General features: G+C 57.2%; 17 protein-coding genes. All 17 read left to right on the top strand.

What is annotated here, in order from left to right:
- Window positions 1-115 precede the first annotated feature (115 nt).
- Complete coding sequence (locus C4N22_RS00865) at window positions 116-547, top strand: hypothetical protein (RefSeq protein WP_112147630.1); 432 nt, start codon at window positions 116-118, stop codon at window positions 545-547.
- 104 nt (window positions 548-651) lie between these two features.
- Window positions 652-1,080 carry a YcbK family protein gene (locus C4N22_RS00860; protein WP_112148001.1) on the top strand — a complete coding sequence of 143 codons (429 nt, stop codon included), beginning with the start codon at window positions 652-654 and terminating at the stop codon, window positions 1,078-1,080.
- Window positions 1,081-1,092: 12 nt separating this feature from the next.
- Window positions 1,093-1,515, top strand: a complete 423-nt coding sequence (locus C4N22_RS00855; RefSeq protein WP_112147629.1) for a phage holin family protein — start codon at window positions 1,093-1,095, stop codon at window positions 1,513-1,515.
- A gap of 276 nt (window positions 1,516-1,791) precedes the next feature.
- On the top strand, window positions 1,792-3,651 hold the full coding sequence (locus C4N22_RS00850; protein WP_112147628.1) for a TIGR03960 family B12-binding radical SAM protein: 1,860 nt from the start codon (window positions 1,792-1,794) through the stop codon (window positions 3,649-3,651).
- Window positions 3,626-4,270, top strand: a complete 645-nt coding sequence (locus C4N22_RS00845) for a TIGR03936 family radical SAM-associated protein (protein ID WP_112147627.1) — start codon at window positions 3,626-3,628, stop codon at window positions 4,268-4,270. The genes C4N22_RS00850 and C4N22_RS00845 overlap by 26 nt, the downstream gene beginning before the upstream one ends.
- 184 nt (window positions 4,271-4,454) lie before the next feature.
- Entirely contained in the window at window positions 4,455-4,796 is a 342-nt protein-coding gene (rplS, locus tag C4N22_RS00840; RefSeq protein WP_022257134.1) for a 50S ribosomal protein L19, read from the top strand.
- 113 nt (window positions 4,797-4,909) lie between these two features.
- Complete coding sequence (gene lepB, locus C4N22_RS00835) at window positions 4,910-5,479, top strand: signal peptidase I (protein ID WP_112147626.1); 570 nt, start codon at window positions 4,910-4,912, stop codon at window positions 5,477-5,479.
- Window positions 5,476-6,399: a ribosome biogenesis GTPase YlqF gene (ylqF, locus tag C4N22_RS00830; RefSeq protein WP_112114844.1), complete on the top strand. Its 924-nt coding sequence runs from the start codon at window positions 5,476-5,478 to the stop codon at window positions 6,397-6,399. The genes lepB and ylqF overlap by 4 nt, the downstream gene beginning before the upstream one ends.
- The gene (locus tag C4N22_RS00825; RefSeq protein ID WP_112147625.1) at window positions 6,396-7,040 is read left to right on the top strand and encodes a ribonuclease HII; all 645 of its coding nucleotides are present in this window, start codon (window positions 6,396-6,398) and stop codon (window positions 7,038-7,040) included. Before ylqF ends, C4N22_RS00825 begins: the two co-directional genes overlap by 4 nt.
- The gene (locus C4N22_RS00820) at window positions 7,040-7,402 is read left to right on the top strand and encodes a YraN family protein (RefSeq protein WP_112114846.1); all 363 of its coding nucleotides are present in this window, start codon (window positions 7,040-7,042) and stop codon (window positions 7,400-7,402) included. Before C4N22_RS00825 ends, C4N22_RS00820 begins: the two co-directional genes overlap by 1 nt.
- 100 nt (window positions 7,403-7,502) lie before the next feature.
- Window positions 7,503-8,963 (top strand): threonine synthase, encoded by a 1,461-nt coding sequence (gene thrC / locus C4N22_RS00815; RefSeq protein WP_112147624.1) that lies wholly within the window; start codon window positions 7,503-7,505, stop codon window positions 8,961-8,963.
- Between the two features lie 35 nt (window positions 8,964-8,998).
- Window positions 8,999-9,682 (top strand): metallophosphoesterase, encoded by a 684-nt coding sequence (locus C4N22_RS00810; RefSeq protein WP_022257140.1) that lies wholly within the window; start codon window positions 8,999-9,001, stop codon window positions 9,680-9,682.
- 234 nt (window positions 9,683-9,916) lie between these two features.
- Complete coding sequence (tig, locus tag C4N22_RS00805; RefSeq protein ID WP_112147623.1) at window positions 9,917-11,233, top strand: trigger factor; 1,317 nt, start codon at window positions 9,917-9,919, stop codon at window positions 11,231-11,233.
- A 149-nt stretch (window positions 11,234-11,382) separates the two neighbouring features.
- Window positions 11,383-11,982 (top strand): ATP-dependent Clp protease proteolytic subunit, encoded by a 600-nt coding sequence (locus C4N22_RS00800; RefSeq protein WP_022257142.1) that lies wholly within the window; start codon window positions 11,383-11,385, stop codon window positions 11,980-11,982.
- Between the two features lie 43 nt (window positions 11,983-12,025).
- A complete protein-coding gene (clpX, locus tag C4N22_RS00795) occupies window positions 12,026-13,351 on the top strand; it encodes an ATP-dependent Clp protease ATP-binding subunit ClpX (protein WP_112114849.1) in 1,326 nt (441 codons plus the stop codon).
- A 228-nt stretch (window positions 13,352-13,579) separates the two neighbouring features.
- Window positions 13,580-14,866 (top strand): aminotransferase class I/II-fold pyridoxal phosphate-dependent enzyme, encoded by a 1,287-nt coding sequence (locus C4N22_RS00790; RefSeq protein WP_022257144.1) that lies wholly within the window; start codon window positions 13,580-13,582, stop codon window positions 14,864-14,866.
- Window positions 14,867-14,951: 85 nt separating this feature from the next.
- Window positions 14,952-17,279 (top strand): protein translocase subunit SecF, encoded by a 2,328-nt coding sequence (gene secF / locus C4N22_RS00785; RefSeq protein WP_112147622.1) that lies wholly within the window; start codon window positions 14,952-14,954, stop codon window positions 17,277-17,279.
- Window positions 17,280-17,302: the final 23 nt, after the last annotated feature.

Here is a 17,302-nt window from a genome sequence, read left to right as displayed (position 1 = left end):
CACAAGCATCGGGAGGGGGACAACCTCTCAGTCAGCGAAGCTGACAGCACCAGACCGAATTAAGCTTTGCGAAAATTCAAAATGGAGGGCCCTGTTATCAAGGGTAGGTAGTTCTATGGCAAAGAATTTATTGGTGGGCGTTGGCAGCAAAGCCCGCAAAGTGAAAGCCCTGTATGTGGGAGTAGGCGGCAAAGCCCGCAAAGTCAAAAAAGTATACGTTGGCGTGGGCGGGAAAGCAAGGCTGGTGTACCAGAGCTATATCCCTGTGACGGGCGTGAAGCTGGAAATTGCAAGTAAAAAGGGTGCTACATGTATCATCAAGGCGGTCTTTACGCCATCCAATGCAACAAACCTATCGATTAAATGGACCATAAGCGATCAAAATGACGTCGACATTAGTGCGCAAAATGCCACGACATGCACACTGACTGCTACTAATGTCGTAGGCGTATGTAAATGTAGGCTGATAGCGACGACACCTGATGGAATAAGTTGCGCCATCCAACTAGGTTTTTTCGTATATCAGGGGGGCTGGAGAATCGAATAAGCTTAAATCAAGCAACAGCAATTCCGATGATTTGCATTACTTTCTCTCGGGGTTAAATTACGGAGAAGTAAGCTGGACAAAATTTCAAAATGAAGGTGAAAAACATGGGAATCGAAACGTATTCTCTCGCCAAGGACGGCGAGAAGAAACTGAGCGCCAACTTTAGGGTAAGAGAGTTTGCCTGCAAGGACGGCAGCGACCCAATCATGATCGACGAGGAGCTGGTGGTGGTATTGCAGCGCATCCGGGAGCACTTTGGCAAGCCGCTGCACATTACCAGCGGATACCGCACCGGCAGCTACAACGCCCGCCCGGATGTGAACGGCTCCAAAACCAGCCAGCACCTGCTGGGCCGGGCTGCGGATTTCTGGGTGGAGGGTGTGACGATCGCTGCCGTGGCGGACTATGCCGAGACGCTGCTGCCGGAACGGGGCGGTATTGGACGCTACCCCAAGGACAAAGCCCACCCCAAACGGAAAACAGGCTGGGTGCATGTGGACACCCGGCCGAAAAAGAGCAGATGGACATTATAGGAGGAAAGAACCATGAAAAATGAAGTGTGCACGATCATTGGCATTGTAGGCGGGGCCATTGCCACCGCCTTTGGCGGCTGGGACACGGCGCTGGCGGCGCTTGTGACCTTTATGGCCATCGACTACATCACCGGGCTGATGGTGGCGGGCATCTTCCACACCAGCCCCAAGACGGAGAGCGGAGCACTGGAAAGCCTGGCGGGCTGGAAAGGGCTCTGCCGCAAAGGTGTGACGCTGCTGGTGGTGCTGGTAGCCTGCCAGCTGGACAAGGTGATGGGTTCCAGCTTCATCCGGAATGCTGCCATCATCGGCTTTATGGCGAACGAGGCAATCTCGATCATTGAGAACGCCGGGCTGATGGGGGTGCCCATTCCGGAGACGATCACTCAGGCGGTGGACGTGCTGCGGAAGAAAGGGAAAGAAGAGCGGAAATAAGAGGTGGCGCTGAAATGAAACGGGTGGCGACAAGGTGGCGCAAAGAATTTGTATAAATGATGATAATGCGATATAATTCACAGAATTGATGCACGCTCGTAATGAGCAGGTCGTCCGTTCGAATCGGATCAGTAGCTCCAAAAAGAAATCCCTGAAAGTTGGTTTGTGAAGCCAGTTTTCGGGGATTTTTGTTTGTGTGTCTTTCTTTTCTTGCAATCCTTGGTCAAATAAGGTACAATACAACAATAGAAAATCATTCTGTCATGGAGGAAATGGATGTTTGACCCAAAACTGAAAGAAGCGCTGGGCCGGGTGCAGAAGCCGGGCCGTTACACCGGTGGCGAGCCGGGCAGCGTATATAAAGATAAAAACAACGTGGATGTGCGGTTTGCGTTCTGCTTCCCGGATACCTATGAAGTGGGTATGTCATTCCTGGGGGAGAAAATCCTGTATGAGCTGCTCAACTCCCACGAAAACTGGTGGTGCGAGCGTGCTTTTATGCCCTGGCTGGATATGAAAGCGGAAATGGAGCGGCTGCAGCTGCCTCTGTATACCATGGAGAGCAAGGATCCGCTCACGGATTTTGACGCGGTGGGCTTTACCCTCCAATACGAGCTTTCCTATACCAACATCCTGGCCATGCTGGACCTGGCAGGTATCCCGTTTTATTCCAAAGACCGTGATGGATCCTGGCCGCTGATCGTGGCAGGCGGCCCCTGTGCCTGCAATGCGGAGCCCATTGCGGATTTCTTTGACGTTATTCAGCTGGGCGAGGGTGAGAATCAGCTGCCCGGCATCTGCGCCGAAATTGAGAAAGCCAAAAAGGAGGGCGGCGTCTCCAAAAAAGAGCTGCTGCTCCGAATTGCTAAAATTCCGGGCGTGTATATCCCGGCGTTCTACGATGTTACCTATCAGGAAGACGGTCGGATCGAAGCCATCACGCCCAATGAGTCGGGCATTCCGGCCAAAATCACCAAGGCCATCATCAAGGATCTGAACGAGTTTACGCCGCCGACAAATTTCGTCGTCCCAATGGTGGGTGCCATCCAGGACCGCGCCAGCATTGAGGTGCTGCGCGGCTGTGTCCGTGGCTGCCGTTTCTGCCAGGCGGGCTTTTTGTACCGCCCCATGCGCCAGCGGGATGCCAATTTGCTGAACAAGGCCGCCCAGGAGCTCTGCTCCAACACGGGCTACGAAGAGCTCAGTCTGTCCAGCTTGTCCACTTCCGACCACGGCCAGCTGGAAGAGCTGTTGGATGATTTGAACGAGTGGGCACCCAAAGAGCATGTCAGTCTTTCGCTGCCGTCTCTGCGTGTGGACAACTTCTCCGAGAGCCTTATTGAAAAGACCACCAAGGTGCGCAAGAGCGGCCTGACGTTTGCGGCGGAGGCCGGTACCCAGCGCCTGCGCAATGTCATCAACAAAAATGTTACCTGGGACGAGATCGAGAAGACCTGCCGCATTGCATTCAAGGGCGGCTATTCTTCGGTCAAGCTCTACTTTATGATGGGCCTGCCTACCGAGACGCTGGAGGATATCGAGGGCATTGCCGAGACGGCCCAGAAAGTCGTAGACCTTTATTATAGTATGGACCATGCCAAGGGCCGCGGCGTTCAGGTGACCATCAGCTGCGCCTGTTTTGTGCCCAAGCCCCACACGCCGTTCCAGTTTGTGCCCATGGACACGGCTGAGACCCTGCAAGCCAAGCAGAAGCATCTGCTGGAGAGCGTGCACAGCCGGAAGATCAAGGTCAACTACCACGACAGTACCACCAGCTTCCTCGAGGGCGTGTTTGCCAAGGGTGACCGCCGTCTGGCTCCGGTCATTCTGGAAGCTTACAAGCGGGGCTGCTACTTCGACGGCTGGGAGGAGTGCTTCAAGTACGATACCTGGATGCAGGTGTTTGAAGACCTGGGCGTTGACCCGCGCTTCTACTGCCAGCGTCCCATCGGGCTGGATGAGGTGACGCCCTGGTCTCATATGGACTACGGCATTACCCATGATTTCCTGGTGCGGGAGTACAACAAGGCTCTTGCTGCCCAGACCACCAAACCCTGCAACCGTGCCTGCAGCGGCTGCGGTGCCAATCATCTGTTAGGAGGTCCCTGCTTTGATTACAGTCAGAATCTCGTTTAAAAAGAAGAATGAGGCCTCCTATATCTCGCTGCTGGACATGCAGCGGGTCATGCAGCGGGTGCTCAAGCGGAGCGGCCTGCCCGTGTGGCACACGCTGGGCTTCAACCCCCATATCTACATGACCTTTGCCTGCCCGCTGTCGCTGGGGCAGGAGAGTGAGTGCGAGTGTGTGGATGTCAAGACCGAGGCTGAGGCTCCGGATTTTGCCCAGTGGAAAGAAGCACTCAACGCGATCATGCCTGCGGGCATCGAGGTCTACAACGTAGAGCCGATGCAGATGAAAGCGGACCTCATTGCCTATGCCTGCTATGAGATCAGCTACCCGGCGGATGCTGCTCCGGTACTGGCTCAGTACAATGCACTGGAGAGCGTGCCGGTGGAGAAAAAGAGCAAGCGCAAGACAAAGACCGTGGAGCTGAAAGAATACGTCCCGGCATTGGAGCTGCACGAAGCAGGAGAGTGGGTGCATTTCCCCATCTGCCTGCCGGCTTCTCAGGACCTGACGCTCAACCCCTCGCTGCTGGTGGCGTTCCTGGAAGAAAAATTCGGCCTGCCCGCGGCAAACGCCAACATCCTGCGCACGAAATTCCTGACAGCGGACAAGAAAGCGTTTGCGTAAAAATTTTCTTGGATTTTTTGTTCAAATCGCTTGCTTTTACACGCGTTTTGTGATATCCTATTTAGGCGTTAGTGTCCGCTGAGAAACCACAGCGGGGTTAATGACACGTTATCATTAAACGGGCGGTCCTCTGACGGCGGGTTTGCCGTGTATGAACGTCTAAAAACAAATGGAGGATTCAAAAATGGACGCACTGAAGATTATCTCTGAAGGCAGCATCAAGGCTGAGAAGCCCCAGTTCAACGTTGGCGATACCGTCCGCGTTGATGTTCGTATCAAGGAAGGCGACCGTGAGCGCATCCAGGCCTTTGAGGGCACTGTGATCGCAAAGAAGCACGGCGGCGTTGCTGAGACCTTTACCGTTCGCCGCGTGGCTTACGGTGTTGGCATCGAGCGTGTCTTCCCCATCAACAGCCCCTTTGTTGAGAAAGTTACCGTTGTCCGCAAGGGCAAGGTCCGCCGCGCAAAGCTGTTCTACCTGCGTGGTCGTACGGGCAAGGCTGCCAAGGTCAAGAGCGATATTTGATGATCCCCGGTTCAAAACGGGAGAAAAGGGACAACTTGTTGTCCCTTTTTTCTTTATTTATCGGTCAGCTGCACAAAACTGCAGCCGCCTGCAGATTGTGAGGTGCATTGAAAATGGACGAACAGGTGTGCCCGGCAGCTCAGCCAAAGGCCGGAAAGCCGCTCCGGGGGCAGAACCTGATGGAATGGTACGAGGCGCTGATCTCGGCCGCACTGGTTCTGGTTTTGGTGTTTTCCTTTTTCTTCCGCATCATTCAGGTGGATGGCGAGTCCATGGTGCCCACGCTGGACAACGGGGATAAGCTCATTGTCTGGGGCGCGGGGTATGAGCCGCAGCGCGGTGATGTGGTCATCGTGGACAGCTACACCTCCTATGGCAAGCCGCTGGTCAAGCGGGTCATTGCCAAAGGCGGCGACACCATCAGCATTGATTATTCCACGGGCGCGGTCACGGTGAACGGGGAGCTTTTGCAGGAAGATTACATTGCGGAGCCCACCTACCTCGGCTATGATGTCGAGTTTCCGTATACCGTCCCGGAGGGAACGGTCTTTGTGATGGGCGATAACCGCAACGCCTCGCTGGACAGCCGCTCAAGCTATGTGGGCTGCATTGACGAACGTGATATTTTGGGCAAAGTGCTGCTTTGCTTTTTGCCTTTTTCGGATTTTGGAGTGGTAAAATGAACAATCAGGAACCCCGGTTTGCAAACCAGTTGAATATCCAGTGGTTTCCGGGCCATATGACCAAGACCCTCCGCATGATGGAACAGGAGATCCAGCATGTGGATGCCAGCCTGGTCCTGCTGGACGCCCGCATCCCGCTGTCCAGCCTCAACCCGGAGATCGAGCGGATCACGGCTCGTAAGCCGAAGCTGTATGCGCTGAACAAGGCGGACCTGGCAGACCCCGCCGTGACGGAAGAGTGGATCAAATACTTCCATGCGGCAGATGCCGGTTGCGTGGCCATCAGCGCCAAGCAGAAAGGCGGCGCAAAAGCTGTGCAGACTGCCATTGAAAAAGAGCTCTCCGGCCTGCTGGCCCGCCGTCAGAACCGCGGCATGGGCGGTGCCAAGACCCAGGTGATGCTCTGCGGCATCCCCAATGTGGGCAAATCGACTTTTATCAATACGTTTGCGGGCTCGGCCCGTGCAAAAGCGGCAGACCGTCCCGGTGTGACCAAGGGCAAGCAGTGGGTCAGTACCGAGAAATTCGACCTGCTGGACATGCCCGGCGTGCTCTGGAAAAAGTTTGATTCCAAGACCATCGCCTCCAATCTGGCGTTCATCGGTTCCATCAAGGACGACATTCTGGATGTCGAGGAACTGGCCATGAACCTGCTGGACGAGGTGCGCCGCAATTACCCGGAACTGGTGGCTCAGCGCTATAAGCTGGATGCCGAGACGCTGGCCCTGCCGCCCTATGAGCTGATGGAGGCCATCGGACGCAAGCGTGGTCTGCTGGTACGGGGCGGCGAGGTGAACACCGAACGCTGCGCGATTATGCTGGTGGATGAATTCCGCGCCTGCAAGTGGGGCCGTATCTCGCTGGAGCGCCCGCCCCAGCGGGATGATCTGGCAGATTTTGCGGAGGATGACGACGAATGAAGCGCCGGACGGACGAAGAGATCTCAGCGCCGCTGTATGAGTACGACGCCGCCATCCGGGCGCAGTACGGCTGTTTTGCAGGCGTCGATGAAGCCGGGCGGGGACCACTGTGCGGCCCGGTCTGTGTGGCGGCCTGCATTCTCGACCCGGAAAACCCGGTGTATGGCATCAACGACTCCAAAAAACTGACCGAGAAAAAGCGGGAAGCCCTTTTTGATGAAATCGTGGAAAAAGCTCTGGCCTACAAGATCATTTTTGTGGGGCCGGAGATCATTGACCGCGACAACATCCTCAACGCCACCATGGGTGGGATGCGGCAGGCCGTGGAGGGGCTGGACATCGTGCCAAACCTCGTTCTTGTGGACGGCAACCGCACGCCCAAAGATCTGCTCCTCCCGGCCCAGCCGGTGGTCAAGGGAGATGCCACCAGCGCCAGCATCGGCGCGGCCTCGGTTCTGGCAAAGGTCAGCCGTGACCGTTACATGCTGGAGCTGGATCAGCAGTACCCGCAGTACCAGCTGGCAAAGCACAAAGGCTACCCGACAAAACTCCATTATGAGCTCATCGAGCAGTACGGCATCCAGCCGTTCTACCGCCGCAGTTTTTTAAAAAAGCAGGGCTACTGGCCGGAGGGAAAGTGATGGACCGGGCAGAGGTCGGTCGGCGCGGGGAGGCTGTGGCTGCCCGCTTTTACCAGAAACAGGGCTGCCTGCTGGTGGCCCACAACTACAGCCAGCTGGTAGGGGAGATCGACCTCATCCTGCGGGAACCAGACGGGACACTGGTTTTCTGCGAGGTAAAGACCCGCCAGCCGGATTCTCTGACCACCCCTGCTGAGGCAGTGACACCGGCGAAACAGCGGCGGATCCTCCGCACGGCCCAGCTCTATTTGCAACACACCAACCAGAGTGACCAGCCCATGCGTTTTGATGTTGCGGAGGTGACCCCTCTTGACAGCGGGCGCTGGATGGTACATATTATAAAGGGAGCGTTCACGGCCTGATGGGCCTGCTCCGGTGGGAAAACGGCAGGAACCGGCACTTGCCGCTGCCGTAAGATGGGGCCAAAGGATGGGCCCTCTGGTAAAAAAGGAGCGACAAATCATGCAATTTTACAGCACAAGAGATCGTAACCGCGTGGTGACCTCTTCGGAGGCGATTGCACAGGGCTTGTCCGACGAGGGCGGCCTGTTTGTCCCTGCAAGCTTTCCGCAGGTGGATGTCCAGGCACTTTGTGCGCTGGATTACCCGGAGATGGCAGCGGCCATCGTGGGGGAATACCTGACGGATTATTCCAAAGAGTTCCTGGCACAGGCAACGAAAACGACCTATGGTGCAGCGTTCGGCGGCAAGGCGGGCTATCTGGCTCCGGTGTCGCAGGACGTCTATGCGCTGGAGTTGTGGCATGGCCCTACCTGCGCGTTCAAGGATTACGCCCTGCAGCTGATGCCGAAGCTGTTGGTGGAGGCGAAGAAGAACCTTGGCCGCACCGAGAAGACCCTGATCCTGGTGGCGACCAGCGGCGATACCGGAAAGGCGGCTTTGGATGGCTACCACGACATTCCCGGCGTGGAGATCGCGGTGTTCTACCCCACGGGCGGCACCAGCGAGATCCAGCGTCTGCAAATGGCAACGCAGGAGGGCGGGAATGTCGCTGTTTACGCCGTGCGCGGCAACTTCGACGATGCCCAGACGGGCGTCAAGAAGGTCTTTGGCGACAAGGCCATTGCGGCCCGGCTGGCTGAGCGGAATATCCGCCTTTCCAGCGCCAACTCCATCAACTGGGGACGTCTTGTGCCGCAGATCGTCTACTATTTTGCCGCTTACGCGCAGCTGCTCAAGGCCGGGAAAATTGTGTACGGCGATAAAGTGGATTTCTGTGTCCCGACGGGGAATTTCGGCGACATTCTGGCGGGCTATTACGCCAAACAGATGGGCCTGCCCGTGGGTAAGCTGATCTGTGCTTCCAATGAGAACAATGTTTTGACGGATTTCCTCACCACGGGTACTTACACCGCCAAGCGGGAGTTCTTCAAGACCACTTCGCCCAGTATGGACATTCTGGTCTCTTCCAACCTCGAACGCCTGCTCTATCATGTCACGGGCAGCGACGCGGAGGTGGCCGCTCTGATGAAGAGCCTGGCCGAGACGGGCAGCTATACCGTCCGCCCCGAGACGCTGAAAACCATTCAGGAAAGCTTTGGCTGCGGCTGGAGCAGCGAGGAGCAGGTGGCAGGGGAGATTCGCGCCCGCTACGAGCAGAATGGCTACCTCTGCGATACCCACACGGCAGTCGCGTTCCATGTGGCAGAGCAGCAGAAGCGGGAGGGCGTGCCCATGGTGGTGCTCTCTACGGCTTCGCCGTTCAAGTTCCCGCGCAGCGTGCTGGAAGCGTTGGGCCATACCGCCCCGCAGAACGATTTTGAGGCCATGCAGGAGCTGGAGGCTGTCACTCATCATGACGCGCCCGCAAGCCTTGCGGCCCTGCGCCAGAAAGCAGAGCGCTTCAGCACGGTCATCGACCCGGCGCGGATCGCGCAGGTGGCACTGAGCTACGAGAGCTGAGGCATCTGCAAAACCGAGAACAGGAGTAAACAAACATGGCACTTTTTGTGCTTGGCGATACCCACCTCTCCTTAGGTGCTTCCAAGCCCATGGATATTTTCCCGGGCTGGGATGGCTACCTGGAGCGGCTGGAGCGCAACTGGCGCAAACTCATCACCCCGCAGGATACCATCGTGCTGGCAGGGGACATCAGCTGGGCCATGCGCCTGACGGATACCCGCAAGGATTTTGCGTTTTTGCAGGAGCTGCCCGGCCAGAAGCTCATCATGAAAGGCAACCACGATTACTGGTGGACCACAGCCAACAAGATGAACGCCTACCTCAAGGCGGAGGGCTTTGATACCCTGCATATCCTGCATAACAATTCCTATCGTGTAGAGGGCTACGCCCTCTGCGGCACCCGCGGCTGGCTGTTCGATGTGGGGGAGCCCCACGACGAGAAAGTCATGAACCGCGAGATCGGGCGGCTGAAAATGAGTCTGGATGCTGCGGAGCCGGGGCTGGAAAAACTGGTGTTCCTGCATTATCCGCCTGTTTATACCGGCACCAGCGCCCCGGAGATCGTAGCCACCCTCAAGGCCTACGGCATCCGGAAATGTTTTTACGGCCACCTGCACGGCAATGCCATCCGCTATGCGGTGCAAGGCGATGTGGACGGCATCCGCTATAAGCTCGTCAGCGCTGACGGGCTGCGGTTTTGCCCCTACCGCATCAATTAAAGGCAGCCCAAGGCAGGAATCCCTGTGAATAAGCTGTCAAAAAGAACAAAAAGTCAAAATTTGGTCTGGCAATTGTGTCCAAAGCGTGCTATAATAAGCTCTGACGCGATTGTTGCACCCAATTGAGCGCGCGCGTCCCCGCATTTCGCAAACAGCTAGGACGCGGTGCGCGGTTGCAGGGGCAGTTTTCCCGCTGCCCAACGCAATAGAATTTTTGAGTGGAGGATAAACAAAATGAAATTCATCAAGTGCGAAAAGCTCGAGAAGAGCATGGCAGAGCTGCAGTTCTCCATCGACGCTGAGGCCTTTAAGGCCGCGGTGGCCGATGTCTTCAAGAAAGAGGGCAAGAAGTATGCAGTGCCCGGCTTCCGTAAGGGCAAGGCTCCCCGCGCTCTGATCGAGAAGATGTACGGCGCTGACGTCTTTACCTATGATGCCATCAACGAGCTGTTCCCGGCTGCTTATGAGGCTGCCGTCAAGGAAGCTGGCATCGAGCCCGTTGGCCGCCCGGAGGTCACCGTGGATTCTGCAAACGAGGCCGACGGCTGCACCCTGACCGTTAAGGTTGCCATCAAGCCCGAAGTCAAGATTGGCAATTACAATGGTCTGACCGTTGAGAAGACGGTCCATACTGTTACCGATGAGGCTGTGGACGCTGAGCTGAAGCGTGTGCAGGAGCGCAATGCCCGTGAGCTGACCCGTGAGGGCGCTGCTGAGAACGGCGATATCGTGGATATCGACTTCGAGGGCTTTGTGGACGGTGTTGCTTTCGAGGGCGGCAAGGCTGAGCACTACAGCTTGACCCTGGGCAGCGGCAGCTTCATCCCCGGCTTTGAGGATCAGGTCGTCGGCCACTCCGCTGGCGAGGAGTTTGACGTCAACGTCACGTTCCCCGAGGAGTATCAGGCTGCCGAGCTGGCTGGCAAGCCTGCTGTCTTCAAGATCAAGCTGCACGAGGTCAAGTACAAGGAGCTGCCCGCGCTGGACGACGAGCTGGCGAAGGACGTTTCCGAGTATGACACGCTGGAGGCTTTCAAGGACTCCATCCGCAAGAACAACCAGGAGCAGCTCGACAAGCAGGACGATCTGGCTGTTGAGAACGCTCTGGTCGATCAGGTCATCGAGGGCATGGAGGCTGAGATCCCCCAGGCTATGTACGAGACCCGTATGGACGAGATGGTCAACGATTTCGCATTCCGCGTGGAGCAGCAGGGTCTGCGCCTCGAGGACTACCTGAAGTATATGGGCCAGAGCATGGATCAGTTCCGCGCTTCCTTTATGCCGCAGGCTGAGAAGCAGGTCAAGATCCGTCTGGCTCTGGAGGCTGTTGCCGCTGCCGAGAACATCGAGGCTTCTGAGGATGACGTCAACGCTGAGATCAAGCGCATTGCTGACCAGTACAAGATGGAAGAGGACAAGGTCCGTGAGCTGGTCAATGTCGAGGATCTGAAGAAAGATCTGGCAGTCAACAAGGCCATCGACTTCATCAAGAGCCACGCCAATGTCGTGGAGAAGGCCGCTGAGGCCGAGAAGACCGAGGCTGCTGAATAATTTATTTGGCGCACACGGTCGCATATTGCAGGGCACAGGCCCTGTAAGCAAAGGTTGTTAAAATTGACCGATACGGTGCGGAGTCCCTTTCTGGCCGTATCGGTCAATTTTGCAAATACTATAAACTTTCCATTCAGGAGGCGAACCCTATGAGTTTTGTTCCTTACGTTGTCGAGCAGTCGGCGCACGGGGAGCGTTCCTACGATATCTTCTCCCGTCTGCTGAACGACCGTATCATCGTTTTGAGCGAGGATGTCAATGATACTTCGGCCAGTCTGGTAGTGGCACAGCTGCTGTATCTGGAAGGGCAGGACCCGGATAAGGATATCAGCCTGTATATCAACAGCCCCGGCGGCTCCATCTCGGCAGGTATGGCCATCCATGATACCATGCGGTATATCAAGTGTGATGTCTCCACCATCTGCATGGGTATGGCAGCTTCCATGGGGGCATTCCTGCTGGCAAGCGGCACCAAGGGCAAGCGCTTTGCACTGCCCAACGCGGAAATCATGATCCACCAGCCCCTTATTGCAGGCGGCCAGGGCGGCGGCCTTTCCGGCCAGGCGACCGACATCAAGATCCATGCCGATCACATCGTCCGCACCCGCGAGAAGATGAACCGGATGCTCAGCGAGTACACCGGCCAGCCGCTGGAAAAGGTGCAGCTGGACACCGAGCGCGACAACTTCCTCTCCGCAGAGGAAGCCAAGGCGTACGGCCTGATCGATGAGGTCATCGCTCACCGCTGAACCCATGCGGAACGCAATACACCCAGGATAAGGAAAAACGGCTATGGCAAACAACAATTCCGGCAGAGATAAAAACGAAAAAGATCTGGTTTGCAGTTTTTGCGGCAAGCATCAGGACGAAGTGGAGCGGATGATCATTGGCCCGGGCGTCAATATCTGCAGCGAGTGCATCGGCCTGTGTGCGGACCTGCTCTCGGACAAGCCGGATCACCAGAGCGGCAGCCGCCCGAGCCGCGGCGGTGCAAGCCGGGCCCGCATTCAGGCTACGGATGGCCTGTCGGTCAACATCAAGACCCCGGCAGAGATCAAAGAGGGCCTGGATCAGTATGTCATCGGGCAGGACGAGGCCAAGCGTGTGCTGGCCGTCTCGGTCTACAACCATTATAAGCGCATCCTGAGCGGCAAAGGCGCGGACGTGGAGCTGCAGAAGTCCAACGTCCTGCTGCTGGGCCCCTCCGGTGTCGGCAAGACCCTGCTGGCCCAGACGCTGGCCAAGATGCTCGGCGTTCCGTTTGCGATCGCAGATGCCACCACCCTGACGGAGGCTGGCTATGTGGGTGAGGATGTGGAGAACATTCTCCTCAAGCTCATCCAGGCAGCGGATTTTGATGTGCAGAAAGCACAGATCGGCATTATCTATATCGACGAGATCGATAAGATCACCCGCAAGAGCGAGAATCCCTCCATCACCCGCGACGTGGGCGGTGAGGGCGTGCAGCAGGCCCTGCTGAAGATCCTGGAGGGCACCGTGAGCAATGTGCCGCCCCAGGGCGGCCGCAAGCACCCCCAGCAGGAGTTTATCCAGATCGACACCACCAACATCCTTTTCATCTGCGGTGGTGCATTCGATGGCCTGGACAAGTACATCCAGCGCCGCACGGATAAGTCCGCTCTGGGCTTTGGCAGCCCCCTCAAGGATAACTCCGTAGAGGCGGAGCGTGCCCTCCTGCGCAAGGTGGAGCCCCACGATCTGGTCAAGTTCGGCCTCATCCCGGAGCTGATCGGCCGCCTGCCGGTCATCACCGTGCTGGACGATCTGGACGAGGACGCTCTGGTGCGCGTGCTCAAGGAGCCCCGCAACAGCCTGGTCAAGCAGTACAAAGAGCTGCTGTCCATGGACAATGTGGAGCTGGAGATCACCGATGAGGCGCTCCACGCCATTGCCCGCAAGACCATTGAGCGCAAGACTGGTGCCCGTGGCCTGCGCAGCGTGATGGAGAGCATCCTCATGCCCATCATGTACGATGTGCCCAACGACCCCACCATCGTCCGTGTCACCATCGACAAGGATACCGTGGAGGGCGGCGAGGCCCACATGGACTATGGTGCGGTGCGCAAGCGTTATAAAAACCAGGCTTCCCTGAGCTGAGGCTCGGCCCACAGCAGGGAAGAGCAAGCCCCGCTGAAAGCTTTTTGCTTTTGGCGGGGCTTTTTTGTGGCATCCGACTTGTTTCTGCGGCCAAAATGTAGTAGAATATGAGAGTCTGGATTGCAGTGAAACAAAAGTGCAAAAACGCCCTCTGGCAGGGGCGTATGGAAAAAACGCAGCCCAGACACAGTGGGAACCAAGGAAGTACGATAAAGGAGTGTGTGCACTATGGCAAATTATTTTGAGATGAGCCGCAAAGAGCTGGCCGCTGAAAAAGCAAAGCTGGAAGAATCGTATAAAAAATTTCAGGATATGGGCCTGAAGCTGAACATGGCTCGCGGCAAACCCGGCCCTCACCAGATGGATCTGGCTATGGGACTTTTGCAGATGACGGATTACACTACTGACGCTGGCACCGATGCCCGCAACTACGGCGACCTGGAGGGCCTGCATGAGGCCCGTGAGCTGTTTGCCGATGTGATGGGGGTCAAACCTGAGGAAGTGTTCGTGGGCGGAAACTCCAGCCTGCAGCTGATGTACAATCTGATCTCGATGGGGTATTCGTTCGGTTTCCCGGAGTCTCCCTGCCCCTGGTCTCAGGTGCCCAACCGCAAGTTCCTCTGCCCGGTGCCCGGCTATGACCGCCACTTTGCCATCACAGAGGAGTTTGGCTTTGAGCTGATCAGTGTCCCCATGAGCCCCACCGGCCCGGATATGGACATGATCGAGAAGCTGGTGGCCGAGGATGATACCATCAAGGGCATCTGGTGTGTGCCCCAGTACTCCAACCCTGATGGCTATACCTACAGCGACGAGACCATTGAGCGCTTTGCGTCCATGAAGACCGCCGCTCCTGACTTTAAAATTTTCTGGGACGAGGCTTATATCGTCCACCATCTGACCGATGAGATCATCGAGACACCGGTCCTGCTGAACCAGTGCAAGAAATATGGCACGGAAGACCGTGTCTTCATGTTCACTTCCACCAGCAAGATCACGTTCCCGGGTGCTGGTGTTTCGGCGCTGGCCTGCAGCGAAGCCATGATGAAGTACATCTGCAAGCGCTTCTCGGTCATGATCATCAGCTACGATAAGATGAACCAGCTGCGCCATGTCCGTTTCCTGAAGAACAAGGAGGGCGTGCTGGCCCACATGGCAAAGCATCGCCGCCGCCTGGTGCCCTGCTTTGACGCTGTGAAGACCGCGTTCAAAGAGGAGCTGACTCCCTGCGGCGATATCGCCCACTGGACCAACCCCAAGGGCGGCTACTTCATCAGCCTGTATGTGATGCCCGGCTGCGCCAAGCGGGTGGCTGCCCTCTGCAAGGAGGCTGGCCTGACTTTGACCGGTGCCGGCTCCGCATACCCCTACCACAAGGACCCGGACGATTCACACCTGCGCATTGCACCCACTTACCCCAGCCTGGACGAGGTGGAAACTGCATCCGACCTGCTGTGCGTCTGCGTCCGCCTGGCAGCTGCCGAAAAGCTGCTGGCTGAAAAAGAAGAAGCCTGATCGTTTCCCGTGCTGAAAATCTCCCTGCACCGCCGCAACGACGGCGCAGTGGAGATTTATTATATTTGGAGGTTTCCCGATTTTTATGAAGACAAAAGGCAAAGCATGGCAGTTGATCGTCACCGTTTTGCTGATCGCGACGTTTGTCTATACGGCATTCTTTGGCGTCGCGGTCAAGTATGGTGATGTGACCACTCCCTACCTCAAAGGCGCAAAGGACATCCGCTTTGGTGTGGACATCAAGGGCGGTGTCAATGTGACCTTTGTCCCGTCCGATGACTATGACGCGACCGACGACCAGCTGGAAGCAGCCCAGCTCGTCATTGAAAACCGTCTGGTGGCTCTCAATGTGACCGACTATGAGCTGTATGTGGATAACAACTCTGACAGCCTCATCCTCGAGTTCCCGTGGCAGTCCGGTGAGACGAATTTCGACCCGGAAGCTGCCATTGAGGAAATCGGCACCACCGCCTACCTGACGTTCCGGGAGGGGAGCAGTGCCGACGGCGAGCTCATCCTGGACGGCTCCATGGTGGAGAGTGCAGCGGCCCAGTACGGCCCTGTCAGCGGCAGCAGCTCGGAATACTATGTCGCGCTCAAGTTTACGGACGAGGGTGCCAAGGCGTTCGGCGATGCCACTACCAAGCTGTACCAGTCCGGCGGCACCATCAGCATCTGGCTGGACGATGAGAATGTCAGCACGGCGTCCGTCAATGCCGCCATCACCGATGGACAGGCCATCATCACCAGCTCGGCATCCAACCCGTTCACCCAGGAGGATGTCGTCAAGATGGCCCGCCAGATCAACTCCGGCTCGCTGCCTTTCGCTCTGACGGTGGACAGCTATTCTACCGTCAGCCCCAGCCTGGGCGAGAACAGCCTCAGCGCCATGGTGCTGGCAGGCCTTATTGCCTTTGCCCTCATCGTGGTGCTGATGACGGCCCTCTACCGTCTGCCGGGCTTCCTGGCCTGCATCGCGCTGGCCGGACAGGTGGCGGCAACGCTGGCGTTCGTTTCCGGTTACTTCCCGGTGTTTGAGAGCTTTACGCTCACCCTGCCCGGTATCGCGGGCATTATCCTGGCCATCGGCATGGGCGTGGACGCCAATGTCATTACGGCAGAGCGCATCAAGGAGGAACTGCGCAGCGGCAAATCGCTGGACGGTGCCCTCAAGAGCGGTTTTGCCCGCGGCCTGACTCCCATCATTGACGGCAACGTGACCATCGTCATCGTCGCCATCGTGCTGATGGGTGCCTTTGGCCCCTCGGATGGTCTGTTTGCCAAGGCACTGCACTTTGTGTTCTTTGCCTTTGGCCCCTCTACGGCTGGCACCATCTACGCATTTGGCTACACGCTGCTCACGGGCGTTCTGCTCAACTTTGTGTTTGGCGTGTTCGCTACCCGCGTGATGATCCGTGGCGCCGCGTCCATCAAGGCGCTGCGCAACCCGTGGCTGTATGGTGCAGACAAAAACGCACCGGCAGAGAAGAAGCCCATCAACTTTGTCTCCCTGCGCAAGCGCTTCCTGACCATTTCCGCCTGCCTGATGGCAGCCATCGTCCTCTGCGCCGTGGTGCTGGGCGTCCGGATGGACACCGAGTTCACGGGCGGTGCAATGATCACCCTGAGCTACGAGGACAGCTTTGACCTCTCTGCGGTTCAGAAGACGGCTTCCGCCGCACTGGGCAGCAAGGACCTGACCCTGCAGACCGGCGAGAACGTTGCCACCGGGGAGCAGACGCTGAAGATCTCGATGCCCGGCACCGAGACCGTGACCACCGACGAGGTGCAGAACCTGCTGGATTCTCTGAACGAGCAGTACCCGGACAATGCCTTTGCCCAGCTCTCTCTGAGCAACGTGAGCGCGGCAATGGGCACCAAGTTCCTCCAGAAGAGTCTGGTGGCTGTGGTGTTTGCACTGGTGCTGATCCTGCTGTACATCGCGTTCCGCTTCCAGAAGATCGGCGGCCTGACGGGCGGCATGATGGCCGTGCTGGCCCTGCTCAACGACCTGATGGTGGTGTTTGGCACCTTTGTGCTCCTGCGCACCCCGCTGGATGGCAACTTTATTGCCGCCATGCTCACCATTCTGGGCTACTCCATCAACGATACCGTTGTGGTCTATGACCGTATCCGCGAAAACCGCAGCCTGATGGGCAAGAAATCTACCTTTGAAGAGCTGGTCAACCACTCCGTCAACCAGTCGGCCCGCCGTACCGTCATCACCACGGTGACAACGGTGATGGCGCTGGGCGTTATGTGCATCATCTCCAAGCTGTATGGCCTGGACAGCATCTTCACCTTTGCATTCCCGCTGATGATGGGTATGATCAGCGGTGTGTACACCTCGCTCTGTGTTTCCACTTCCGCATGGGTCGTCTGGAGCGAGCGCAAAAAGGCGGACAAGAACTGATGGCCCACAGCCATTTCCCATTT

This window comes from Faecalibacterium prausnitzii, from assembly GCF_003287495.1.
Taxonomy (GTDB): domain Bacteria; phylum Bacillota; class Clostridia; order Oscillospirales; family Ruminococcaceae; genus Faecalibacterium; species Faecalibacterium prausnitzii_I.
The sequence above is the reverse complement of the archived record's forward strand: the minus strand, read 5'-3'. Positions and strand labels throughout refer to the sequence as shown.